The 23,915-nt window shown below is 67.8% G+C and carries 22 protein-coding genes; 8 read left to right on the plus strand and 14 right to left on the minus strand.

The genetic code is table 11. The features are described 5' to 3' along the window. The first annotated feature begins 1 nt into the window (after nucleotide 1). Nucleotides 2-2,131, plus strand: a complete 2,130-nt coding sequence (locus BJP62_RS09945; protein WP_083300830.1) for a TonB-dependent siderophore receptor — start codon at nucleotides 2-4, stop codon at nucleotides 2,129-2,131. 45 nt (nucleotides 2,132-2,176) lie between these two features. Here BJP62_RS09945 and BJP62_RS09950 read toward each other — a convergent pair whose 3' ends face one another. Further along, nucleotides 2,177-2,437: a YkgJ family cysteine cluster protein gene (locus tag BJP62_RS09950; protein ID WP_070529447.1), complete on the minus strand. Its 261-nt coding sequence runs from the start codon at nucleotides 2,435-2,437 to the stop codon at nucleotides 2,177-2,179. A gap of 307 nt (nucleotides 2,438-2,744) precedes the next feature. Here BJP62_RS09950 and BJP62_RS09955 point away from each other — a divergent pair, with 307 nt between their 5' ends. From BJP62_RS09955 to BJP62_RS09970, 4 genes are read left to right on the plus strand one after another with little or no spacing between them, the layout of a single operon-like run. Further along, nucleotides 2,745-4,763 carry a DUF2298 domain-containing protein gene (locus tag BJP62_RS09955; protein ID WP_070529449.1) on the plus strand — a complete coding sequence of 673 codons (2,019 nt, stop codon included), beginning with the start codon at nucleotides 2,745-2,747 and terminating at the stop codon, nucleotides 4,761-4,763. Next, nucleotides 4,760-6,814 (plus strand): DUF2298 domain-containing protein, encoded by a 2,055-nt coding sequence (locus tag BJP62_RS09960; protein ID WP_070529451.1) that lies wholly within the window; start codon nucleotides 4,760-4,762, stop codon nucleotides 6,812-6,814. The genes BJP62_RS09955 and BJP62_RS09960 overlap by 4 nt, the downstream gene beginning before the upstream one ends. A gap of 22 nt (nucleotides 6,815-6,836) precedes the next feature. After that, a complete protein-coding gene (locus BJP62_RS09965) occupies nucleotides 6,837-7,232 on the plus strand; it encodes a GtrA family protein (protein ID WP_070529453.1) in 396 nt (131 codons plus the stop codon). Next, nucleotides 7,222-8,250: a glycosyltransferase family 2 protein gene (locus BJP62_RS09970; protein ID WP_070529454.1), complete on the plus strand. Its 1,029-nt coding sequence runs from the start codon at nucleotides 7,222-7,224 to the stop codon at nucleotides 8,248-8,250. The genes BJP62_RS09965 and BJP62_RS09970 overlap by 11 nt, the downstream gene beginning before the upstream one ends. 216 nt (nucleotides 8,251-8,466) lie before the next feature. Here the strand turns inward: BJP62_RS09970 and BJP62_RS09975 are convergent, their stop codons facing one another. After that, complete coding sequence (locus BJP62_RS09975) at nucleotides 8,467-8,871, minus strand: YidB family protein (protein WP_070529456.1); 405 nt, start codon at nucleotides 8,869-8,871, stop codon at nucleotides 8,467-8,469. Between the two features lie 260 nt (nucleotides 8,872-9,131). Between BJP62_RS09975 and BJP62_RS09980 the strand changes: the two genes are divergently transcribed. Continuing rightward, the gene (locus BJP62_RS09980; RefSeq protein WP_070529458.1) at nucleotides 9,132-9,407 is read left to right on the plus strand and encodes a hypothetical protein; all 276 of its coding nucleotides are present in this window, start codon (nucleotides 9,132-9,134) and stop codon (nucleotides 9,405-9,407) included. Between the two features lie 131 nt (nucleotides 9,408-9,538). Here the strand turns inward: BJP62_RS09980 and BJP62_RS09985 are convergent, their stop codons facing one another. The 4 genes from BJP62_RS09985 to BJP62_RS10000 all read right to left on the minus strand — a co-directional run bounded on the left by BJP62_RS09985 (nucleotide 9,539) and on the right by BJP62_RS10000 (nucleotide 13,553). Continuing rightward, nucleotides 9,539-10,585: a sulfate/molybdate ABC transporter ATP-binding protein gene (locus tag BJP62_RS09985; RefSeq protein ID WP_070529460.1), complete on the minus strand. Its 1,047-nt coding sequence runs from the start codon at nucleotides 10,583-10,585 to the stop codon at nucleotides 9,539-9,541. An 11-nt stretch (nucleotides 10,586-10,596) separates the two neighbouring features. Beyond that, nucleotides 10,597-11,475, minus strand: coding sequence for a sulfate ABC transporter permease subunit CysW (cysW, locus tag BJP62_RS09990; RefSeq protein ID WP_083300833.1), 879 nt, complete (start codon nucleotides 11,473-11,475; stop codon nucleotides 10,597-10,599). A 76-nt stretch (nucleotides 11,476-11,551) separates the two neighbouring features. Beyond that, nucleotides 11,552-12,385: a sulfate ABC transporter permease subunit CysT gene (cysT, locus tag BJP62_RS09995; protein ID WP_070529464.1), complete on the minus strand. Its 834-nt coding sequence runs from the start codon at nucleotides 12,383-12,385 to the stop codon at nucleotides 11,552-11,554. Between the two features lie 160 nt (nucleotides 12,386-12,545). Next, entirely contained in the window at nucleotides 12,546-13,553 is a 1,008-nt protein-coding gene (locus BJP62_RS10000) for a sulfate ABC transporter substrate-binding protein (RefSeq protein WP_070529465.1), read from the minus strand. Nucleotides 13,554-13,808: 255 nt separating this feature from the next. Between BJP62_RS10000 and BJP62_RS10005 the strand changes: the two genes are divergently transcribed. Then, on the plus strand, nucleotides 13,809-15,203 hold the full coding sequence (locus BJP62_RS10005; protein WP_070529467.1) for a diguanylate cyclase: 1,395 nt from the start codon (nucleotides 13,809-13,811) through the stop codon (nucleotides 15,201-15,203). Beyond that, nucleotides 15,200-16,261: a hypothetical protein gene (locus tag BJP62_RS10010; RefSeq protein WP_070529469.1), complete on the plus strand. Its 1,062-nt coding sequence runs from the start codon at nucleotides 15,200-15,202 to the stop codon at nucleotides 16,259-16,261. Before BJP62_RS10005 ends, BJP62_RS10010 begins: the two co-directional genes overlap by 4 nt. Nucleotides 16,262-16,307: 46 nt before the next feature. On the opposite strand, the gene BJP62_RS10015 is transcribed toward BJP62_RS10010, so the two are convergent. The 8 genes from BJP62_RS10015 to ssuE form a co-directional block, all read right to left on the minus strand. Further along, nucleotides 16,308-17,408, minus strand: coding sequence for a porin (locus BJP62_RS10015; protein WP_070529471.1), 1,101 nt, complete (start codon nucleotides 17,406-17,408; stop codon nucleotides 16,308-16,310). Between the two features lie 63 nt (nucleotides 17,409-17,471). Further along, a complete protein-coding gene (locus BJP62_RS10020; protein ID WP_070529472.1) occupies nucleotides 17,472-17,687 on the minus strand; it encodes a molybdopterin-binding protein in 216 nt (71 codons plus the stop codon). A gap of 108 nt (nucleotides 17,688-17,795) precedes the next feature. Further along, the gene (gene ssuB, locus BJP62_RS10025) at nucleotides 17,796-18,599 is read right to left on the minus strand and encodes an aliphatic sulfonates ABC transporter ATP-binding protein (RefSeq protein ID WP_070529474.1); all 804 of its coding nucleotides are present in this window, start codon (nucleotides 18,597-18,599) and stop codon (nucleotides 17,796-17,798) included. A 597-nt stretch (nucleotides 18,600-19,196) separates the two neighbouring features. After that, the gene (gene ssuC / locus BJP62_RS10030) at nucleotides 19,197-19,967 is read right to left on the minus strand and encodes an aliphatic sulfonate ABC transporter permease SsuC (RefSeq protein ID WP_070529476.1); all 771 of its coding nucleotides are present in this window, start codon (nucleotides 19,965-19,967) and stop codon (nucleotides 19,197-19,199) included. An 11-nt stretch (nucleotides 19,968-19,978) separates the two neighbouring features. After that, nucleotides 19,979-21,130 carry an FMNH2-dependent alkanesulfonate monooxygenase gene (ssuD, locus tag BJP62_RS10035; RefSeq protein ID WP_070529478.1) on the minus strand — a complete coding sequence of 384 codons (1,152 nt, stop codon included), beginning with the start codon at nucleotides 21,128-21,130 and terminating at the stop codon, nucleotides 19,979-19,981. 23 nt (nucleotides 21,131-21,153) lie between these two features. After that, on the minus strand, nucleotides 21,154-22,083 hold the full coding sequence (locus BJP62_RS10040) for a sulfonate ABC transporter substrate-binding protein (RefSeq protein WP_070529479.1): 930 nt from the start codon (nucleotides 22,081-22,083) through the stop codon (nucleotides 21,154-21,156). A 5-nt stretch (nucleotides 22,084-22,088) separates the two neighbouring features. Beyond that, the gene (locus BJP62_RS10045; RefSeq protein WP_070529481.1) at nucleotides 22,089-23,021 is read right to left on the minus strand and encodes a sulfonate ABC transporter substrate-binding protein; all 933 of its coding nucleotides are present in this window, start codon (nucleotides 23,019-23,021) and stop codon (nucleotides 22,089-22,091) included. 97 nt (nucleotides 23,022-23,118) lie between these two features. Next, nucleotides 23,119-23,715 (minus strand): NADPH-dependent FMN reductase, encoded by a 597-nt coding sequence (gene ssuE / locus BJP62_RS10050; RefSeq protein ID WP_070529484.1) that lies wholly within the window; start codon nucleotides 23,713-23,715, stop codon nucleotides 23,119-23,121. Nucleotides 23,716-23,915: the final 200 nt, after the last annotated feature.

Raw genomic sequence — 23,915 nt, forward strand, 5'->3', positions numbered from 1 at the left:
CATGCACCACCCAGTGATGCGCCCGCTTGTGGTCGCGTTAGGCCTCGCCTTTTCCGTCGTCCACGCCGCCGACGAAACCACACTCGACAAGGTCGAAGTCCACGCCGGCAGCGACGGCGCCGCCGCGCTCGACGCCTACCGCAGCAACCAGGCCACGAGCGGCGCGCTCGGCAGCCGCAGCGTGCTCGACACGCCGTTCTCGCTCAATGTCGTCACCGACCACTACATCGAGAACACGCAGGCAACGACGATCAACGACCTCTTCAAGACCGACGCCGCGGTGACGCCGATCGCCAACGGTTACGTCGGCGAATCGTCGGGCATCAGCATCCGCGGCCAGCAGCTCGACCTGCTGAACGGCTTCAAGATCGACGGCTACGCGGTGCCGAACTGGGCCAGCGACCTGCCGCTCGAGCACTACCAGCAGGTCGAGCTGCTCAAGGGGCTGTCGGGCTTCATGTACGGCTTCGGCAGCCCCGGCGGCATCGCCAACTTCGTCAACAAGCGTCCCGGCAACGACTTCGCCGGCAGCGTCACCGCCGGCTACGCGTCGGACGGCGTCGGCAAGCTCGGCGCCGACGTCGGCGGCCGCTTCGGCACCGACCAGATGTTCGGCGTGCGCGTCAACGCCGTCCACGAACAGGGCGACACCTACGTCGACGGCGGCAACATCAAGCGCGATTCGGCATCGGTCTATGTCGACGCGCGGCTGACGCCGGACCTGCTGGTCTCGGCCGACGCTCTGTACCAGAAGCGCCACGTCGACGGCGCCTACTACGGCGTCGTGCTCGGCGACGCCTATGGCATGGCGCCGCCCGGTTCGGTCGGCATCCCGGCGCCGATCGACGGCCGCGACCGGCTCGCCTCGCCGTTCACCTACTACGAAACCGAGTACAAGATCGCCGGCACCGAGCTGAAGTGGGCGATCAACGACAGCTGGGACTTCAAGGCCGGCTACCGCTACTCGCAGCAGAACCGCGAGAACGCCGACAGCGCGATCGTGCTGCTCGACAACCGGGGCGGCTACGGCGAGCTGCAGTACGTCGCCTACACGCGCTACGAGTACCAGACGCTGCAGGCGATGGCGACCGGCCGCTTCAACACCGGCAGCATCGGGCACGAGGTCGTGCTCGGCACCGGCTGGCAGCTGCTGACGGAAAAGATGCCGGTGTCGGGCTGGAACCAGGCGGTCCTCGGCACCGGCAACCTCGGCAATCCGGGCGACTTCGCCAACCCGGACCTGGCGATGGACAAAAACCTCGGCAAGTCGTCGGACACGACGCAGCAATCGCTGTTCGCCAGCGACACCATCACGTTCGACGAGCAGTGGTCGCTGCTCGTCGGGCTGCGCTACACCGACTACGAGCAGCGCTCGTTCGACGCCGCCAGCGGCACGCAGACCGGCAGCTACGACCGCTCGCCGACGACGCCGACCGTCGCCCTGATCTACAAGCCGGTGCAGAACGTCTCGCTGTACGGCAGCTACGTCGAGGCGCTGCAGCAGGGCGGCTCCGCACCGAAGGCGGCCGCCAACGCCAATACGGTGATGGCCCCGATCAAGAGCCGCCAGTACGAGGTCGGCGTGAAGACCGACAACGCCGGCTGGAGCGCCAGCGCCGCGCTGTTCCGGCTCGAGCGCGGGCTCGAGTACGTCAACAGCGGCAACGTCTACGTGCAGGACGGCACCGAAATCAGCCAGGGGCTCGAACTGTCGGGCAAGACCGCGCTGGGCCGCGACTGGACGCTGCTCGGCAGCGCGATGTGGCTGGCCGGCCGGAACGAATCGGGCGATGCCAGCGTCGACGGCAAGCGTCCCTACGGCGCGCCGAAGGCGCAGGCCAATGCCTACGTCGAATACGCCGTGCCGGGCACCGGCGGGCTGGTGCTGAGCGGCGGCGCGCAATACGTCGGCGAGCGGCCGCTCGAGGCCAGCAACGCGCACTTCGCCGGCAGCTATACGCTGTTCGATCTCGGTGCCCGCTACGCAACCCGCGTCGGCGGCCAGGACGTGACGCTGAGGCTCAACGTCGACAACGTCACCAACGAAGCGTACTGGCTGACGAGCTACGGCTTCATCCTGACGCAGGGTGCGCCGCGCACGATCAGGGCCAGCGCCGAATTCAGCTTCTGAACCACGCCCCCGAAGCCCGGCACCGCGCCGGGCTCCCCCGGCCGATCAGGGTGCGGTCGCGCGCTCGAGCTCGGTCAGCCACGCCAGCGCGTGGTGCCGGTCGGCGCCGCACATTGCCGCCTCGGCCTGCAGGCCGCCGCATACCGCCGGCCTTGCCGGGTCGGCGAAGATCGCGCAGCGCAGGTCGTCGGTCAGCTGCACGCACGGCACGCCGGCCGGCTTGCCGCCGGGCATGCCCGGAATCGGGCTGGTGATCGACGGTGCAATGCAGCAGGCAGCGCAGGCGGGACGGCAGGAAATCGGCATGGCCGCGATTGAACCGCAGCCGCCTGTCGCGGGCAAGCGGTACTGCCGGGCGGCGGGCTGTTGCGGCCGCGCGATTGATTGTAAGCTCGCTTCCAGCGTAGCGGCAGCAACAACCGCTACCAAATAAGAAGCGGATAACAAAACCCGGTACAACGGTGCTGGCAAGGCGTGCGAAACGTCCCACGGGGACTTCCTGTCGGTCGCAGCAGTACAAAACTGGTACGGCAAGTGAGCGCAACGCAGCCAGCAGGGTTTTGTTAGCCGCGACAAACAGGCCGGGCCATGACCCGCGCCGGGGATGGAAGAGATGAGTCTGATCTACCTTGCACTGACGCTCGCGCTGCTGCTCGTCAATCTGGCCGGGTTGGCGCGCCTCGTGCACCGCTGGCTGCCCGACGTGCAGCTCGCGCGCGCCGGCGGCGTTCTGGCGCTGTGCCTCGTGCTGTTCTTCACCGAACACTTCATCGGCCTCGGCCGGCTGGCGTGGCTGTGGCCTGTGTCGACCGCGGTGTCGGTCGCGCTGGTCTGGCGCCCGGCGCGCGAACGCGGCTTCTGGCTGGCCCAGCTGCCGTTCGCCGTGCCTTTCCTCGTCGCGCTGGCATGGCGCTGGGGCTGGCCGGACATCGACGCGACCAGCGAGCACCTGACCGACCTGTACTTCATCAGCAACTACCTTGGCGGGACCGTGCTGCCGCCGCCGGACCGCTGGCTGCCCGGCGCGGTCTTCGACTGCTATTACGCCTTCCTGCACTATGCGGTCGCGCTGATGGGGCGCTGGCTCAACCTCTCCGCCGGCCACGCGATGAATCTCGGCAGCGCGCTGCTGTTCGGCCTGATCGGCAGCCTCGCGTGGAGCATCGCGCGGCGTTTCGTCGCATCGAACGCCGTGCGCGGCCTGATCGTCGCAACCGTCATCGCCGGCGGCACCGGCGTCGCGCCGCTGCTCAACGTCCTCTACGTCGCCGCCGATGCCACGCCGGCGGCGGCGCAGTCGGCGTCGGTCGCCCGGCTGTGGGCGAACACGCGCTTCATCGGCCTGTACGACCGGCTGTCGAACTCGGTGCCGGGCCAGAAGCTGTTCCCGCCCGATGCGCCACCGGCGATGGAGCTGGCGCTCGAAACGCCGTCCTACCTGCTCTACCTCGGCGACGTGCATCCGCCGCTCGCCGGCTTCGTGCTCTTGCTGTTCGTGCTCGGGCTCATCGCGCGGATCGAACGGCCCGCCACGGACGAGGGCGGCGACGAACCCGCCGGTACCGGCGTTGCGGCCGCGGCAATCGGCGCCAGCGTCGCGCTGAGCATCGCCGCCAACGCGTGGGTACTGCCGCCGATGGCGCTGCTCGTCGCCGGCTGGCTGTTGTACCGCTGGCGCGGCAAGCTCGCCTGTCCGGTACTGCCGGCCGCCGCGGGTGCCGCCGCCGCGCTGGCGCTGCTCTACCCCTTCCTGAGCTATTTCGCACTGGCCGGACTGCGCACGCCGATCGTGCTGACCGCGCCGTTCGAGTATTCGCCGCCGGGCGAATGGCTGCTGCTGTGGTGGCCGGTGCTGCTGCTCGCCGCGCTGGCGCTGACGCAGGGGCCGCGCGCGCGGCTGGCGTGGTGGAGCACGATCGGCGTGCTGGCGATGCTGGCGCTGTCCGAGCTCGTCACCGTCGACGATCCGCTGGGCGAGCGGCTGCAGCGCTTCAATACCGTGCTCAAGTGGTGGTCGTGGCTGTGGCCGGGCGCCGTCGTCTGGCTGGCGGCGATCAACCTCGGCAGTGCGGCACGCTGGCGCCGGATCGCCACGGTCGTGCCGCTGGCGGCGTCGCTGTCCTTCGTGCTGCCGCAGCTGCAGTTCTGGTGGCACAACCCGCGGCCGCACCAAGGCCAGCTTGCCGGCGACGCCTGGCTCAAGGCGGATGACGCCAACAGGGCCATTCTCGGCTGGCTCAGGGCGCAGCCGCAGGGGCTGGTGCTCGAAAGTGCAGACCGCACGGCCTACAGCCCGAGCGGCGCGTTCGCGCTGTTCGCCGGCAAGCCGTCGGCCCTCGGCTGGCCGACGCATGTCGCGCAATGGCGCGGCAATCCGGCCTACATCGCCGAGCGCAGCGATGCGGTGCGCGCGATCTACGCCGGCACGCATCCGGCGGCCCGGGCATGGCTGCTCGGCCAGCACGTCGACTACGTCGTCTGGAGCCGCTTCGACACCGGGCGCGGCACGGCCGCACTGGCCCGGCTCAAGGCGGCCCTCGCCCCCGATTACCAATGGCAGCCGCTCTGGCAGGCCGGCGCCGACGAGTACGGCGTGTTCGTCCGTACGCCCCAAAGGACCGTAACGCAATGACCCTGATCTATTACGCGCTGACGCTGGCGCTGATCCTCGTCCACTTCGCCGCCGTCTCGGCCGTGGTTTCGCGGCTGATCCCGTCGTTCCACGTCGCCCGCGCCGCCGGCGTCCTCGGCATCACGCTGGCCTGCTTCTTCCTCGAACACTTCCACGGCTGGGGCCGCCTGGCCGGACTGTGGCCGTTCACGACCGCGATCGCGCTCCTGGCACTGTGGTGGGACAAGGACAGGCTCAAAACCGCCGGCTTCATGCGCAGCGAGCTGCTGTTCTGGGCCTTCGTCGGCTACGGGCTGATGTGGAAGTGGTTCTACCCGTCGATCTACCCGACCAGCGAACGCGTCACCGACCTGTTCTTCATCGGCAACTACCTGCCCGGCGCGACGCTGCCGCCGCCCGACCACTGGTTCACGCCGCGGGTGTTCGACTTCTACTACGCGTTCCAGCACTACGGCGCGGCACTGATGGGCCGGCTGTTCGCAATCAGGCCGGGTCTCACCTACAACCTGGCGATGCCGCTGCTGATGGCGATGAGCGCGGCACTGGCGTGGGACATCGCCAGCCGCTTCATCGCCACGCGCGGGCTGAAAATCCTGCTCGTCGTCACGCTGCTGCTCGGCGCCACCGGTGCCAGCCCCGTCGTGCATCTGGTGCGCCAGGGCGACGTCAACAACCCGAACGCCGAGGTCAACGACCGGATGTGGGCGAGCGCGCGCTTCGTCGGCCTCTACGACCAGCGCCTCGATACCGAACTCGGCCACTCGCTCTACCCGCGCGAATCGCGCTTCGAAGCGCGCGAACTGCCGCTCGAGAACTTCGGCTACCAGTACTTCGTCGGCGACTACCATCCGCCGCTCGGCGGCTTTTTCCTCTTGTTGCTGGCGCTGGCGCTGATGGCGATGGTCGAGACCGGCAGCGGCTCGCGCCGGGTCAACACCGCGCTGATCGGCCTGACCGTGCCGGTGACGATCGCCACCAACACCTGGGTCTTCCCGCTGCAGGCGCTGCTCATTGCCGGCTGGGCCGCGTGGCGTCATGGTCCCGGCTGGGCCGCGTGGCGGCAGCGCCGCCCGCAAGCCGATGCCGATGCCCCGGCCGATGCGGCCACCGCACCCGGCACCGACTGGCCGGCGCTGGTCGCCGGCGGTACCGCGGCCTTCCTGCTGCTCTACCCTTTCCTTGCCGGATTCGCGACCAAGTCGCTGGCTACGCCGATCCGGCTGGTCGCGGCAATGGACCACGCACCGCTGCTGCAGTACCTGACCCTGCAATGGCCACTGCTGCTGCTGATCGTGCTCGCCTTCGTCGCCGGTGCCACGCAATGGCGCACGCGCGGCTTCACGCTCTACGCGGCGCTGGCTTTCGGCGCACTGCTGCTGCTGGCGGAGTTCGTCTTCGTCGACGATCCGTCCGGCGGGCGTTTCGAGCGCACCAACACGGTGATGAAGTGGTGGGGCTGGATCTGGACCGGCGGACTCGCGCTGCTCGGCGCGCTGCTGCTCGGCCAGCCGCGCCGCTGGGTCAGGGTGATCGTCGCCGCGGCGTTGGCGCTGATCACGCTGACCTACGCCTGGGACAATGTCCGCTACCTTGCCAACGCCAGCCCGACGGACCGCGGCCGGCTCGACGCCACCGCCGTCTACACGCAGGACCCGGCCATGCGCGACCTGATGGCGGCGCTGGCGCGCCAGCCCGACGGCATCGTGCTCGAGAACGTCTATGGCGATGCGTACACCGACAGCAATATCGTCGCCGCCTTCACCGCCAAACCGTCGCTGCTCGGCTGGCCGTCGCACCTGATCACCTGGCACGGCAACACCCCCGAAGTCTGGATCACCCGCGACGCGATCCGCGGCTTCTACGCTGCGACGCTGGCCGACCCGCTGGCCTGGCTGACGGCGAAGAATGTCCGGTATATCGTGTGGAATCCGCGCGATGCGCAGAACCCGCAGGCCTGGTCGCAGCTGCAGCAGGCGATTGCCGCCGGCTACGTCTGGCAGCCGACCAGCGCCGCCGGACAGGCACCGGCCGGCTTGTGGGTCCGCCGCTGAGTACCCGATCCGAGCCAGACCGATGAAAAAGCTCCACCACCAGTTCCTGCACTTCGCCGCCGTCGGCCTTGTCGGCACCGGCATCCAGTACGCGACGCTGTGGTTCGGCGTCGAGCAGCTCGGCATCAAGGCGGCGGTGGCGTCGAGCATTGGCTACATCCTCGGCAGCCTGGCCAACTACGCGCTGAACTACAGGTACACGTTCAGGAGCGGCAAGTCGCATGCCGAGGCAGCAAGCAAGTACTTCACCATCGTCGGTGTCGGCTGGTGTCTCAACGCCGCACTGATGACGCTTCTCGTTCATACGCTGGGCTGGCAGTACTTCGTCGCCCAGGTCATCACCACCGGCATCGGCCTTGTCTGGAACTTCGGCGGCAGCCGGTTCTGGGCGTTCCGGGAGCACCGACATGAAAACTGACGCAGTTCTGCCACTGATTTCGGTCATCGTCCCCGCCTACAACGAGGAGGCGGTACTCGAACAGTTCCATGCGCGGATGAGCGCGCTGTTCGACACGCTGCCCCGCTACCGCTGCGAGATGGTCTTCGTCAACGACGGCAGCCGCGACCGCACGCAGGCGATCATCGAGCGGCTGTGCGATAGCGACCCACGCGTCGCCAGCATCGACCTGTCGCGCAACTTCGGCAAGGAGATCGCGATGACCGCCGGGCTCGACCACGCCCGCGGCGACGCGATGGTGATCATCGACGCCGACCTGCAGGACCCGCCCGAGCTGATCCGCGACATGCTGCGCGAATGGGAGACCGGCTACGACGTCGTCTACGCCAGACGGACGGTCCGCGACGGCGAAAGCTGGGTCAAGAAGGCAACCGCCGCGGCGTTCTACCGGACCATGAACAGGATGTCCGGGCGCGTGCACATCCCGCGCGACACCGGCGATTTCCGGCTGATGAGCCGGCGTGCCGTCGACGCGCTGCTGCAGCTCAGGGAACAGCACCGCTTCATGAAGGGGCTGTTCGCCTGGGTCGGCTTCAAGACCCGCGCGATCGAGTACCGCCGCGATCCGCGCGCCGCCGGCACCTCGAAGTTCAACTACTGGAAGCTGTGGAACTTCGCGCTCGAGGGCATCACCGCGTTCTCGATCGGCCCGCTCAAGATTGCGACCTACCTCGGACTGACAACGGCGATGTTCGCCTTCGCCTACGGCATCTGGATCATCACCAAGACGCTGATCTGGGGCGACCCGGTCCACGGCTACCCGACGATCATGGTGACCATCCTGTTCCTCGGCGGCGTGCAGCTGTTCTTCACCGGCGTGCTCGGCGAGTACCTCGGGCGGATCTTCAACGAAACCAAGCAGCGGCCGCTGTACTTCACCCAATCGCTGCGGCCGTCGCGCGTCGACGAGGTGCAGGCGGCCGCCACACTGCGGCAACTGCCATACGACGAACGCGGCAACCTGATCGACGGGCGCTGAACGTCCCCAGGAAAAAAGACGCCCAGAGGCGTCTTTTGCAAATACACCGATTGGGCCGGTGGGCGAGCGGGCCCACGCGGTTGGGTTCCGCCCGACGCACAGGAACCGGCATGGACAGGCAGTCGATGAGGACGCCCCGAAGGTCGCCTCCTTGCAGGGTTCCGAGCATCGGACGGCAGCAAAATGCAACGGCGCAGCCGCCCAATGGCCCGGGTTCTAGCCGAAGAGCTTGCCCTTGAGCAGGTTGAGCCCTTGCGCCAGCAGGTCGCCGCCCTGCGGCACCTCGCCGTTCGGCGTGAGCTGGTCGACGAGTTGCGGCAGTGCTTCGGACAGCTGGCCGGCGGCCTGCTGCGGGTCGATGCCAAGCTTGGACGCGATCTGCGAGACGGCGTCGCTGCCGAGCACCGACTGGATCTGCTCGGCCGAAACCGGCAGGTTCTGGCCGGTCGAGATCCACGACTGCGCAACCTCGGCCAGGCCGCCCTGCTGGAATTTCTCCACCAGCCCGGAAATGCCGCCCTGCTGTTCGAGCAAGGGGCCGAGCGCACCGAGCAGCCCGCCCGCGCCTTCCTCCTGATTGCCGCCACCGAGTGCGCCGGTCAGTTGATCCAGAAGTCCCATGCCATTCTCCCCACGTTCACGAGGCCGCCCGATGCGGCCAGGTCATCCTTGCATCATAGTCGCGCGAGATGACAGCCGCTGCGCCGCCCTGCCGCAAATCACGGCCGAAGCGGCGGCAAACGCCCGCCGCCCGAATCGGTTGACCGCGCCAACACATCGACACACAGCACCGCACAAGGCTCACAGACCGGCTGCGCCCGGGGTGAGATGCTGACTCCGTCGCCGCACCGACCGCGGCGGAACCCAAGGAGATCCCCACCATGAACAAGCTGACCGCATCGCTCGTGACCCTCGCCGCCACCGCCGGCCTCGTCTTCGCCACCCCGGCCTTCGCCGAAGCCGTTTCGGCGCAGGGTGCTTCGGCCGCCCACGCCAAGCAGGTCAAGAAGACCAGCAAGAAAACCACCAAGAAGAAGGCATCGCCCGCATCGGCCGTGCAAAAGGCGCAGGCCAAGAAACACCACGCGTCGGCGGCGTCGGCCGCACAGAAGGCACAGGCGAAGAAGCACGCCTCCGCCGCATCGGCCGCCAAGTAAGCGGAGCCGCCGCCCGGCAGACCGTTCGCCCTTCGGTCTTTCGGGCCTTGGCCCCACCTCACGGTGGGGTTTTTTGCGTCCGGAAACGACGACGGCGGACCCTGGTCCGCCGTCTCGGCCCGGCTTCCGGATCAACCGGCCGGGTAGACGCGCGCCTCGCGCGGATTGAGCCACACCGCCTCGCCGACCTGCCAGCCGCCTTCCTGATAACGCTCGCGCGTCAGCTCGACCTCGACCACCTCGGCATCCTTGACATCGACCTCGAGCCGCACCGTGGCGCCCAGAAGGCGCGAGTGGCTGATGACGCCGGCAATCGCCTTGTCGGTGGCGACGCGCGACAGCTCGATCTCGTGCGGGCGCACGTAAACGACCGCCTTGTCGCTGTCGCCGGCTTCGGCGGCAAAGCGTGCCGCGCCGACTTCGGCCCAGCCGTCGTGCACCCGCGAGTGGAACAGGTTCACGTCGCCGAGGAACTGGTAGACGAAGGGCGTCGCCGGCGCATCGTACACCTGCTCCGGCGTGCCGATCTGCTCGATCCTGCCCTTGTTCATCACGACGACGCGGTCGGCGACTTCGAGCGCTTCTTCCTGGTCGTGGGTGACGAAGACGCTGGTGATGTGCATCTCGTCGTGCAGCCGGCGCAGCCAGCGGCGCAGCTCCTTGCGCACCTTGGTGTCGAGCGCGCCGAACGGCTCGTCGAGCAGCAGCACCTTGGGTTCGACCGCCAGTGCCCGCGCCAGCGCGATCCGCTGCCGCTGGCCGCCCGACAGCTGCGCCGGATAGCGGTCGGCCAGCCAGTCGAGCTGCACCAGGCTCAGCAGCTCATGCACCTTGCGCTTGATCTCGGACTCGCTCGGCCGGGTCTTTTTCGGCCGCACGCGCAGGCCGAAGGCGACGTTCTCGAACACCGTCATGTGGCGGAACAGCGCGTAGTGCTGGAACACGAAACCGACCTGGCGCTCGCGCACGTGGGTATCGGTCGCGTCCTCGCCGTGGAACAGGATCTGACCCTGATCCGGCGTTTCCAGACCGGCGATGATGCGCAGCAGCGTGGTCTTGCCGCAGCCCGACGGGCCGAGCAGCGCCAGCAGTTCGCCCGAGGCGATGTCGAGCTGCAGGTTGTCGAGCGCGACGAAATCACCGAAGCGCTTGGAAATGCCGTTGATTGCAATGCTCATGGTTTCGTTTCCTATTCTTCGGTCGCGTGGCGGCGGTCTTCGGCGGCGAGACGCTCGGTGCGCCACTCGACCCACGACTTGGCGGCCAGCGTCACCAGCGCCAGCAGGGCCAGCAGCGAGGCGCAGGCAAAGGCGGCGACGAAGTTGTATTCGTTGTAAAGGATCTCGACGTGCAGCGGGATCGTGTTGGTCTGGCCGCGCACGTGCCCCGAGACGACCGACACCGCGCCGAACTCGCCCATTGCCCGCGCATTGGCGAGGATCACGCCGTACAGCAGGCCCCACTTGATGTTCGGCAGCGTCACGCGCCAGAACATCTGCCAGCCGCTGGCACCGAGCACCATCGCCGCCTGCTCCTCGTCGCTGCCCTGCGCTTCCATCAGCGGAATCAGCTCGCGCGCGACGAAGGGGAAGGTGACGAACACGGTCGCCAGCACGATGCCCGGCACGGCAAAGATGATCTTGATGTCGTGCTCCGCCAGCCACGGCCCCCACCAGCCCTGCGCGCCGAACAGCAGCACGTAGATCAGGCCGGCGACGACCGGCGACACTGCGAACGGCAGGTCGATCAGGGTGATCAGGAAGCTCTTGCCGCGGAACTCGAACTTGGCGATCGACCATGCCGCCGTCAGGCCGAAGATCAGGTTCAGCGGCACGGCGATCGCCGCGGTGATCAAGGTCAGCTTGATCGCCGACACCGCATCGGGCTCGACCAGCGCCGCGAGGTACAGCTGCCAGCCCTGGCGGAATGCCTCGACGAAGACCGACACCAGCGGCACGACCAGGAAGATGCCGATGAAGGCCAGGGCAATGCCGGTCAGCAGGATGCGGACCGGGCGCGTTTCGGTCGTCACGATCGAACGCGGCGCGTTGTTGACTCCACCCGCCATGCTTATTTCCTCCGTCCGAATCGATGGTTGCCGGTCCGATTGCAGCCGGCAGCGGATTTGATTGACCCGGGCATCTTCACTTCCTCCGTCCGAGTCGTTTGGCGGTCCACCACTGCAGACCGTTGATCACCAGCAGCAGCACGAACGACACCGCCAGCATCACGCAGGCGATCGCCGTCGCGCCGAGGTAGTCGTACTGTTCGAGCTTGGAAATGATCATCAGCGGGGTGATTTCGGACACGTAGGGCATGTTGCCGGCGATGAAGATCACCGAACCGAACTCGCCGATCGCGCGGGCGAACGCCAGCGCGAAACCGGTCAGCAGCGCCGGCAGGATCGTCGGCAGGATCACCTTGCGGAACACCTGGCCACGCGTCGCGCCAAGGCTGGCGGCCGCTTCCTCGAGTTCCTTTTCCAGGTCCTGCAGCACCGGCTGCACCGTGCGCACGACGAAGGGCAGCGTGATGAAGGTCAGCGCCAGCACGATGCCGAGCGGCGTGAAGGCGATCTTCAGCCCCATCGGCTCGAACCACTGGCCGATCCAGCCGTTCGGCGCGTAGATCGTTGCCAGCGCGATACCGGCAACGGCCGTCGGCAGTGCGAATGGCAGGTCGACCAGCGCGTCGACAAAACGCTTGCCCGGAAACGGGTAGCGCACCAGCACCCAGGCGATCAGCAGGCCGAACACCAGATTGATCAGCGCGGCGATCAGCGACGCGCCGAAGGTCACCTTGTACGAGGCGACGACGCGCGGCTCGGTCACAACCTGCCAGAACGCAGCCCAGTCGAGGTCGGAAGTCTTGATGATCAGTGCCGCCAGTGGCAGCAGCACGATCAGCGAGAGATAGAGCAGCGTGTAGCCGAGCGAGAGCTTGAAGCCCGGCAGCACGCTGTGTTGTTTGAAGGCCATGCCTTTCCCTTTTTGAATTATTGGCTTGTGGCAGTCAGGTCCGATGCGCTACCGCTAAAGCCGCTGAGAAAACCCAGCGGAGCGGTGCTGGCAAGGCGTGCGAGCGAAGACAGTACGATGTAGTACGGCAAGCGAGCACAACGCGGCCAGCAGGGTTTTATCAGCGGCCCTTGCTGGCGATCGTCGCCGCGACCTGGTCGTAGATGCCGCCGTCATCGAAGTACTTCTTCTGCGCCACCTTCCAGCCGCCGAACTCGTCGATGCCGAACAGCTTCACCGCCGGGAACTGCTTGGCGTGCTTGGCGGCAACGGCCTTGTCACGCGGACGCAGGTAGTTCTGCGCGGCGACTTCCTGGCCTTCCGGGCTCCACAGGTACTGCAGGTAGGCCTCGGCCGCCTTGCGCGTGCCCTTCTTGTCGACGACCTTGTCGACCACCGCAACCGGCAGGTCGGCGTCGATCGAGACGCTCGGGTAGATGACTTCGAAACCGCCACGACCGAATTCGCGGGCGATCATTTCGGCTTCGTTCTCGAACGTCACCAGCACGTCGCCGATATTGCGCTGCATGAAGGTCGTCGTCGCCGCGCGGCCACCGGCGTCGAGGACCGGCACATTCCTGAACACGCCGGTGACGAACTCGCGCGCCTTGGCGTCGTTGCCGCCCGGCTGCTTGGTCGCATAGCCCCAGGCGGCAAGGAAGGTGTAGCGGCCGTTGCCCGAGGTCTTCGGGTTCGGCACGATCACCTGCACGCCCGGCTTGACCAGGTCGTTCCAGTCCTTGATGCCCTTGGGATTGCCCTTGCGGACGATCAGTACCTGCAGCGAGCTGAACGGCGCTGCCTCGTTCGGGTACTTCTTCTCCCAGCCGGCGTTGATCTGCCGGCCCTTGTCGACGATCGCGTCGATGTCGGTGCTCTGGTTCATCGTCACCACATCGGCCTCGAGGCCGTCGATGACCGAGCGCGCCTGCTTGCTCGAGCCGCCGTGCGATTGCTGGATCGTCACCTTGTCGTTGAATTTCGCCTGGTAGTACTTGGCGAAGACCGGGTTGTAATCCTTGTAGAAGTCGCGCATCACATCGTACGACACGTTCAGCAAGGTCACGTCGGCCAGCGCCGGGGCGCTTGCGAACACGGAAAGCAGCAGGGCGGGGAGGAGTTTGCGCATGGTCGGATCCGTCGGGACAAAAAGTCGATCGGGCGATTATGCCCGACGCTCATATAGCGCCAAAGAATGATCCGTTAACCCATAACGATGGATTTGGAATAAGGAAAGTTCAGCTTTCCCGCCCGGTCCAGGTGCCACCGCCAGCCGGCCGGCATGGCACAGGCCCAACAGCTTTCAATTCCTTTCGTTACATTACTTGATCTTCGCAAGCTGGATTGGCAGGATGGCTCATTCGTTCCGGTTTCCCCCTCCGCCATGTCCCCCGCCCCATATACCGCCGCCGACCGGCAAGCGCTTCGCGAAGCGCAGCGCGCGCTTGCGCGCGAGACGCCGGCCAGCGATGCCTTGCGCGCACTGCCGGGCTGCGCCGAGGTCGGGCTCTGGCTTGGCCGGAGCCTGATGCTCGAGGCGCGGCCGGCCGCGGCGCTCGACGCCTGGCTCGATGCGCTCGATGCGGCACTCGCGCCAGGCCAGGCCGGGGTTGCCGCGATCGACCTGGAGCCGGCCCAGGCCAGGGTCGCCGTGGCGCTCTGGCTCGAACTCGCGGCCGCCGGGCGCGAACACGGCGACGCCGCACTGGCGCTGCGGCTCGACCAGCACGCGGACCAACTGGCCCGCGTGACGGGCGACGCGACCTTGCGCGCCCATGCCGCGCTGGGCATCGCCGCCGACCTGTATGCGCTGGGCGAGTCGCCGTCGGCGACCCTGGCGCTCGACCAGGCGCTGGCCGCGCTCCCCGATGCCGCATCCGGCGAGGCCAGGCTGAACGAGCAGATCGCCCGGCTGCAGCTCGCCGCGGAACGCCGCGCCGCTGCCGCCGCGCATTACGCCAGGGCCGCCCAGGGTTACCGCGACGATGGCGCACGCATCGGCGAGCTGCGCTGCCGGCTCCAGCTGGTCGAGCTGAGCGGCGATGCGGCCGCGCGTACGCGCGCCGGCGAACTGGCGACCGCGCTGGCACGGCAGCCGCTCGACCGCACGCTGCACCGTCAGCTTGCCGCGCTGTTCGAGGCCGGCGGCGACCTGGCCCGCGCGGTCGAGCACCTCGACGCGGCACTCGCGCCGCTGCCGCCCGCGCCGGCGCAGCCGAACCGGCGGTTGAACGCCGTTGCACTCAGGCTCGAGCTGCTGGTATCCGAAATCGAACTGTCGCAGCTGCGCGGCCGGCCCGACGACGACGACGCCTGCCTCGACCGCGCCGCATTCGACGCCCGGCTGCCGGCGCTGATCGCCGCCCAGCGGCCGCTTGCGCTGCTGCAGATCGCCGTCGACCGCTACGCCGAGCTGCGTGCCCAGCGCGCCGGCCCGGTCGGCGACGGGATCCTCGCCGCCGTCGAAACGCTGTTGCGCACCGAGCGGCGCGACGGCGAGCTGCTCGCCCGCGCCGGCGACGACGAATTCCTGCTGGCGCTGCCCGGCTATGACACCGCCGGCGCCGAACGGCTGGCCGAGCAGTTGCGCCAGCAGGTCGAGCGCCATGACTGGACCGCGCTGCACCCGACACTCGCGGTCAGCGTCAGCATCGGCTGTGCCGGCTGCCAGCCCGGCGACACCGCCGAAGTACTGCTGTTCCGCGCCGATCTGGCCCGCTATCTGGCCCGGCGCAGCGGCGGCAACCGCGTCAGCCTGGCCGAGGAGGCGCCGGTATGAACCCGCGCGCCGCGCTGCTGGCCGAACTCGAGCCGGTCGCCGCCGCGGCCGAAAACGGCTCGCCGCCGCCGCCGGTCGAGGTCGAGGCGCTGCTGGCGCGGGCGCGCGAGTGCAGCGACATCCGGCTCGAGGGGCTGGCGCTGGTGACGCTGGGCCACGCCTGGCAGCACGTCGGCCGGCTGCGCACCGCGCAGCAGGCGTTCCGCGACGCGGCCGAGTGCTTCCGCGATGCCGGGCACGCGCGTGCGCGCAGCGAGGCACTGATCGAGCTCGGCCGGGCCCGCTACGCCGGCGGCGATATCGCCGCGGCGCTCGACACCTGGTCGCAATGCCTGGCGCTCGCGCACGACAACGGCGACCGCGACCACTGCGCCCGCATCTGCCTCGGCGTCGGCCAGGCCTATGTGGCGCTCGGCGACGGCGAAGCCGCGCTGCGCCACCATGAGCTCGCGCTGACGCTGGCGCGGCCGATCGGCCACGACCGGCTGTGCTGCGAGGCGCTGATCAATGTCGCCGGCGATGCCTACCGGCTGCAGCGTTACGAGCGCGCCGAAGCCGTGCTGGCCGAGGCCGACGCGCTGCTGCAGACCAAGGTGAGCAACAAGGTCTGGGCCGCCGAAGTCCACTACTACCGTGGCCTCGTCTGCCTTGCCCGCAACGATGTCGACGGCGCGCTGGCGGCGTTGAGCGCGGCGCACCGGGCGCACGCCGACAATCTCAGCGTCTGGGGCGAGGCGCATGCCTGTCTGGCGCTGGGCCAGGCCTGCGAAGCCGCCGGTCGCCCCGGCGTTGCCAGTGTCCACTACCTCGCCGGACGCACGCTGGCGCAGCGCGCCGGCCTGATCGCGCTGCACCGGCAGTTGCTGCACCGGCTGGTCGCGCTGGCCCGGAACGGCGGCGACTTCGCCACGGCGCTGGCACGGCTGCACGAACTCGACGCGCTCGGCGACGGCATCGCCGCCGAACCGCGCTGGTCGCCGGCCAGACAGGCCCGTCTTGCCGGACTCGAGACGCGCAGCCACGTGCTTGCCTTGCGGCTGGCACTGTCGCGCGCATGAAAAAACCGGGCGGTGCCCGGTTTGAAGTCCAGTAAGACCGTCGTGCTTAGAAGTCGGTGCGGAAGCCCACCGAGAACGCGTAGCCGTCCTGGTCGACGAAGTCCGGCGTCAGCGAGCCCGAGTTGTTCTTGAACTTGCCCTTGGCATCGTTGTCGATGTTCACAAGGTAGGTGTAGAACCGGGTCTGCTTGGTCGCGTAGTAGACGAGGCCCAGCGAAGCCTGGGCGCCGCTGTTGTCGGCCTGGCCCAGCAGCTCGTCCGACCAGGCATAGACGCCCTGGACTTCGAACTGGCCGAACTTGTAGTTGCCGACCACGGCGTAGTTTTCCCAGTCGGTGCCGGTCTTGCCGTCGTCGCTGTCGACGTGTTCCCAGCCCGCGCCCAGTTGCAGGCCGAAGTCGAACTTGTAGCCGAGCGCCAGGTTGGTCGCCCAGGTCGCGGCGCCGTCGGTGGTTGCGGTGATGCTGTTGTCGGCGTTGCTGACGCCGGTGGCTTGCGAGAAGGTACGGTCCTTCGCGTAGAAGCCGCCGAGGCCGCCGACGAAGCCGTAGCCGCTGTACAGTGCCGCTGCGGTGTAGACCGGCGCATTGGTGCTGGTCTGGGCGTTCTGGTCGAGGCCCCACGAACCGCGGATCTGGAAGCCGCCGAACTTCGGCGAATCGTAGCTGACCGAGTTCTGCAGACGGCTGTTGAGCTGGGCATACACGGCGCCCTTGCCCTTGTAGTCGGCGGTGTCGGCGTAGTTGTCGAACAGGCTCGACAGGTCCGACGAAGTCAGCAGGGTCTTGTAGGCGCTGTCGTAGTTGCCGAAGCGCAGGGTACCCCAGTCGCCTTGCCAGCCGCCGAAGGTGTTGCGGCCGCCCCAGGTGGTGTTGCCGGTGCCGCCGTTGCCGGAGGTCTTGATCGCGGATTCGATCTGCCAGATCACCTTGCCGCCGATATCGAGCTTGTCCGAGCCCTTGAAGCCGAAGCGCGACGACTGGTCGATCAGCTGGACTTCGCCGCGGTAGTCCTTGCCGCCGGCATCCTTGAGCTGGTCGTATTCGAGCGATTCGCGGATCGAGCCGTAGACGGTGACTTCGGCCTGCGCCGCAGCGGCGCCGAGGAAAGTGGTGGCGAGCAGGACGGATAGAACGGTACGTTTCATTGGATCTCCCTGTATTTTTTTGAACGGCCGGCGATGTGGCGCACGGCCGTGCCTGTCCGGTGCTTACAGCGTGGCGATCGACACTTCGGTCGCCTTGACGAAGGCAATGACCTCGCTGCCCGGCGCGAGCTTGAGCTCCTTGACCGAGCGGGTGGTGATCACCGAGGTGACGATGCCGGCCGGCGTCGCGACATCGACCTCCGACAGCACCGGGCCTTCGATGATTTCCTTCACGGTGCCGCGGAACTGGTTGCGGACATTGATCGACTGGATGCTCATGGTGTTCTCCTGTTGGGTTGGCAGCGCCAGATTAACGCGCGCCTTATATCACCCAAAGTAATTTGATTTTTGTTTGTTATTCCAAACAACAACAAAACAACGTCAGGATTACAGCGCCCAGCGCAAGGCGCTCGGTGCAATCGGCGGCAGTGGTTCGGGCTGTGCCGCGTCGGGCTGTTGCAGCACGCGTGCCAGCAGGCGCTCCTGCAGCAAGGCGAACTGCACGTCGCCGCGACGGCGCGGCCGTGCCAGTGGCACGTGCAGATCGAGGCCGACCCGGCCCTGCTCGACCAGCAGCACCCGGTCGGCGATCGCCACCGCCTCTTCGACGTCGTGCGTCACCAGCAGCACGGTGAAGCCGTGCTGGCGCCACAGCCGCTCGATCAGCTGCTGCATCTCGATCCGGGTCAGCGCGTCGAGCGCGCCGAGCGGCTCGTCGAGCAGCAGCAGCTGCGGTTCGTGGATCAGCGCCCGCGCCAGCGCGACGCGCTGCCGCTGGCCGCCCGAGAGCTGGCTCGGCCATTTGCCGGCGTGCTCGGCCAGACCGACCTCGGCCAGCGCTGCATGCGCTTTCGGCTGCCAGTCGCCCTTGAGGCCGAGGCCGACGTTGGCGAGCACGGTTTTCCACGGCAGCAGCCGCGCGTCCTGGAACATCAGCCGGGTATCGAAATGGCCGGTATCGAGCGGACTGCCGTCGGCACGCACGTCGCCCGACGTCGGCGCATCGAGCCCGGCCAGCAGCCGCAGCAAGGTCGACTTGCCGCAACCGGAGCGGCCGACGACGGCAACGAATTCGCCGGCGCGGATGTCGAGGTCGAGGTGGTCGAGCACGGTCTGTTCGCCGTAGCGGCGCGTGAGGCCGCGGATGGCCAGCGCGACGCCGAGGGCGGGGTCGAGGTGGGGAGAGGTCATCGGATGCTCCTGTGCCGGTTTGCCGGCGATTGCTGGATTTGTTGAGCGCTTCACTTTTTAAGCGCCTGCGGCGCGGGTAAAGGCATTGATGCCGGTTCCGCCCGGCGGACGTGATACTTTCTTTTGCTTCGCCAAAAGAAAGTATCCAAAGAAAAGGCGACCCCGCATCCGCGCCCGCTTCGCGGGTTCCCTGCGCTGCGCGCCGAACGCGGCGGGGTCCTGAACTCGCCCTTCGGGCTCAGACAGCCAGGCCCCGAAACCCCGCGTTCGGCTGTGCTGCTCGGCGCTTCTGAGGGGATCGGGGCGGTATGCGATCGATAGTGAATCAACACACGAACAACCCGTTACGATGAAAAGTGCGCCGCTTTTCATCCCGTTCGCCAGCGCCGAGGAGTGGAGCGAGACGAGCCGGTTTCATGGCTTGGCTCGCGACCGATCGAGGGCAGCCCGGAGGGCCGCAGGCGCGGGGCGCCTTTGGGGTGAAGGGGGCTTTGGCGAGACAAAGCCCCCTTCCCGTTCGCGCGGCGGAACGCGCATATAAACGCTTTTACCCGCGCCGAAGGCGCTGAACCGCATTGCCCCAACGCTCCGCCAACCTCACTGATACGCCGGATGCCACCTCAACCACACCCGCTCCAGCCCCCGCGCCGCGACGTCGCTGCCCTTGCCGAGCACCGCATACAAGAGGATCGCCAGCACCACCACATCGGTCTGCAGGAACTCGCGCGCGTTCATCGCCAGATAGCCGACGCCCGAGCTCGCCGAAATCGTTTCGGCGACGATCAGCAATATCCACGCGAAACCCAATGCGAAACGCACGCCGACGAGGATGCTCGGCAGCGCGCCGGGCAGGATCACGTCGCGGAACAGCGGCCAGCCGCGCAGGCCGTAGCTTTTCGCCATTTCGACCAGGCCGGTGTCGACCGAGCGGATGCCGTGATAGGTGTTGATGTAGACCGGGAACAGCGTGCCGAACGCGACGAGGAACAGCTTGGCGGCCTCGTCGATGCCGAACCACAGGATCACCAGCGGGATCAGCGCCAGCGGCGGGATGTTGCGGATCATCTGCACCGTGGTGTCGAGCAGCAGCTCGCCGCGTTTGGACAAACCGGTGATCAGCCCGAGCACGAGCCCGAGGCCGCCGCCGATGCCGAAGCCGGCCGCGGCGCGCCAGAAGCTCACCTTCAGGTGCGCCCACAGCTCGCCGGATTCGGCCAGCCGGACCGCAGCGTCGAACACCGCGCTCGGCGCCGGCAGGATGCGGCTGGTCAGCACGCCGTGGGTGGCGAACCACTGCCACGCCAGCAGCAGCAGCGCCGGCACCGCCCACGGCGCCAGACGGCGCGCGAAAGTCGTCGTTACGCTCATCGCCTTGCTCCTCAGCTCTGCGCCACGAGGCGCGGCGCCGGCGGCACGATGTCGTTGGCGATCACCTCGCCGAACGGCCCGCTCAGGTTGACCCTGCCGGCCGGCTTGGCGTGATCGAGCGGCAGCAGCGGGAACAGCAGCTCGGCGACGCGGTACGCCTCTTCGAGATGCGGGTAGCCCGAGAAGATGAAGTGCTCGATGCCGAGGTCGGCGTATTCCCTGATCCGCGCGGCGACTTCGTCGGGGCTGCCGACCAGCGCGGTACCTGCCCCGCCGCGCACCAGACCGACGCCGGCCCACAGGTTCGGCGCAATCTCCAGATTGTCGCGCCGGCCGCCGTGCAGCTCGGCCATCCGGCGCTGGCCGACCGAATCGAAGCGCGCGAACGCCTGCTGTGCCGCGGCGATGGTCTCGTCGGTGACGTGCGAGATCAGCTTGTCGGCGGCCTGCCAGGCCTCCGCGCTGGTTTCGCGCACGATCACGTGCAGGCGGATGCCGAAACGCACGGTCCGTCCCTTCGCCTCGGCGGCGGCACGGACCTGAGCGACCTTCTCGGCCACCGCCTCGGGCGGTTCGCCCCAGGTCAGGTAGACGTCGACGTGTTCGGCAGCGAGATCGATCGCCGGCTCGCTCGAGCCGCCGAAGAACAGCGGCGGGTGCGGCTTCTGTACCGGCGGGAACAGCGTCCTGGCGTTCTCGACGGTCAGATGCTTGCCGCTGAAGTTGACCGTTTCACCGGCGGCAACGCCGCGCCAGATGTTCAGGAACTCGTCGGTGACCTCGTAGCGCTCGGCGTGGGTCAGGAAGCTGCCGTCGCCGCGTTGTTCATCCGGATCACCACCGGTGACGACGTTGATCAGCAGCCGGCCGTTGCTGATCCGGTCCAGCGTTGCCGCCATCCGTGCCGATACCGTCGGCGAAATGATGCCGGGACGGATCGCGACGAGGAACTTGAGCCGCTCGGTCAGCGGCGCCAAGGACGAGGCGACGACCCACGAATCCTCGCAAGAGCGGCCGGTCGGGATCAGCACGCCTTCGAAACCGAGCTGGTCGGCGGCCTGGGCGATCTGCTTCAGGTAGGCGTGGTCGACGGTGCGGGCACCGATCGTGGTGCCGAGGTAACGGCTGTCGCCGTGGGTCGGCAGGAACCAGAACAACTTCATGATGCGTTCTCCAGCTGCGCCGCTCACTGCGGCGCAAGTACGATGTCTTTGACGGTGACCGACTTGGGAATCAGCTTCAGATCGGCGAAGCGGTCGGCAATGCGCTGCTGCTCGGCGACGACCTGCGGGTTGAGCCAGGTCACCCTGAAGCTCGGCCGGCGCTGGACCACGGTGTCGAAGGTCGCCGCGTCAAGGCCGACGGCCCTGGCGAGGATCTGCGCGGTTTCCTTCGGCTTTTGCTCGAGGAAGTCATCGTTGTCCGACAGTGCGTCGAACACCGTCTGCAGCAACTTGCCCTGCCGCTCGGCAAAGGTTTTGGATGCGAGGTAGAAGCTCTGGTTGGCGACGAGGCCGGCGCCGGTCGTCAGCACCCGCGGCCTGAGCGCCTTTTCGGCGGCGGCGTAATACGGATCCCAGATCGCCCAGGCGTCGACCTTGCCGGACTCGAACGCGGCGCGGGCGTCGGACGGCGTCAGCCACACCGGCTGGATGTCGTCCCAACGCAGCCCGGCCTTGTCGACGGCGCGAATCAGCAGCCAGTGCGCGCTCGAGCCCTTCTGCAGCGCGATGCGCTTGCCCTTCAGCTCGGCCAGCGAGCGGATCGGCGAATCGGCCGGGACCAGCAGCGCCGACGCCTGCGGCTTCGGCGGCTCGAAGCCGACATAGACAAGCCGGGTACCGCCGGCCTGGGCAAACACCGGCGGCGTGTCACCGGTCATGCCGAAGTCGACGCTGCCGACGTTCAGCGCTTCCAAGAGCTGCGGCCCGGCCTGGAACTCGGTCCACTTGACCGTATGGCCCTGGGTGGCGAGCTGCTTTTCCAGCGTGCCGCGGCTTTTCAGCACGATGAGATTCAGCGAGCTTTTCTGGTAGCCGATGTGCAGCTCGGCGGCCTGCAAGCTGCCGGCGGCAACCAGCCCGGCAAGTGCGAGCGAAACGAGTTTGTTCAGCATGGCGGTCACCGCTGCGAGACCAGCGCGTCCCGGACCCTGATCGGCTTAGGAATCAGCTTGAGTTCGTAGAACACATCGGCGAGCTTCTGCTGCTCGGCGGCGACCTGCGCGGTCAGCGGCGTCACGCCGTAGCGGTAGCGCGACAGCGCCAGTTCGACCACGTCGGCCGGCAGTCCCTGCTGCGGCGCGATGATTGCCGCGGCCTGGCCGCGGTTGTCCTGCAGCCAGCGGCCCTGCACGAGCGTATCGTCGAACAGCGCCTTGATGATCTGCGGGTGCTTCTCGGCAAAGCCGCGCTCGGCCAGGTAGAAGGCGAAGTTGTTGACGGTATCGCGGCCGTCGGCGAGCACGCGGGCGCCGATCTGCTTTTCCGCCGCAGCGAGGAACGGGTCCCAGATCACCCAGGCGTCGACCGAGCCGCGCTCGAACGCCGCGCGGGCGTCGGCCGGCGGCAGGAACACCGGCTGGATGTCGCCGTACTTCAGGCCGTTCTTTTCCAGCGCCTTGACCAGCAGGTAGTGGACGTTGGAGCCCTTGTTGAGCGCGACCTTCTTGCCCTTCAGTTCGGCCACCGACTTGATCGCCGAGCCCTTGGGCACGACGATGGCCTCGGCCGCCGGCGCGGCCGGGTCGTTGCCGATGTAGACGAAGCGCGCACCGGCGGCCTGCGCGAAGATCGGCGGCGCTTCGCCGACATAGCCGACGTCGATCGCGCCGACGTTCAGCCCTTCGAGCAGTTGCGGGCCGGCCGGAAACTCGACCCATTTCACCGTCGCGCCGAGCGGCGCGAGCTTCTTCTCCAGCGTGCCCTGGCTTTTCTGCAGCACGAAGAGGCTGGCCGCTTTCTGGTAGCCGATGCGCAGCGTCTCGGCCAGCGCGGTGGTCGACAGGGCCGCGGCGGCGAATGCGGCGACGGCGGTAACGAGCAGGCGTTTCATGGTGTTCTCCTTGTTGGTATCGGGGTGCCGGCTTCCTTCGGTCGCGGCGGTACGGCCTGGTACGGCGAGCGGGCACAGTCGGCCTTGCCGTTTGCGCTCAGACGCTGATGCGTGCTTCGCGGATCTGCTGGTTCAACTGGTCCGGGTGCAGCAGCACCTGGCCGGGGTCGGGCAGGTGGGCCAGCAGCCGCGACACGGCCTGCGTCAGCCGCTGCTCGATCTCGGCGTCGAGTTCGAGGTAACCGTCGTCGCGCCAGCTCAGCTCGCGCTCGGCCACGTAGATGCCGCCGACGATGTGGCGCGCCTTCAGCGAGGTCAGCACCGGCTGCAGCGCGTAGTCGACGGCGAGCATGTGCGCCGGGCTGCCGCCGGTGGCCAGCGGCAGCACCGCGTGACGGTGCAGCGCGCGCTCGGGCAGCAGGTCGAGCAAGAGCTTGAGCGCGCCGCTGTACGCGGCCTTGTAGACCGGCGTGGCGACGATCAGCCCGTCGGCGTCGGCGACGGCCCGCTGGAAGGCGACGACGGCCGGGTCGTCGAACTTGCCGTACAGCAGCGCCTCGGCGTCGAAGTCGCCGAGCGTGAACGGCCGGATGGTGATGCCGTACGATTCGAGCAGCCGGGACGCCCGGACCAGCAGACCGTGCGAGCACGATTTCGCACTCGGGCTGCCTGACAAAGTGACGATGGTCGACATCGCGATTTCCTCTGGCGTGATCGCCTTATTAACCAGATGGAATTTAACTTGACCAACTTATAACCAAAAATACCATTTGGTTCGCCGCTGATAACCGGAAAACAACACCGCCGTCAGGATGTAAGCGAAATGCCCTTGGGATGGGCCGGTCCAACTGCGTTGTCAGGTCCAGCCCTGATGGTCCGGCACGCCCGCTCGCC

It is taken from the genome of Jeongeupia sp. USM3 (assembly GCF_001808185.1).
Taxonomy (GTDB): domain Bacteria; phylum Pseudomonadota; class Gammaproteobacteria; order Burkholderiales; family Chitinibacteraceae; genus Jeongeupia.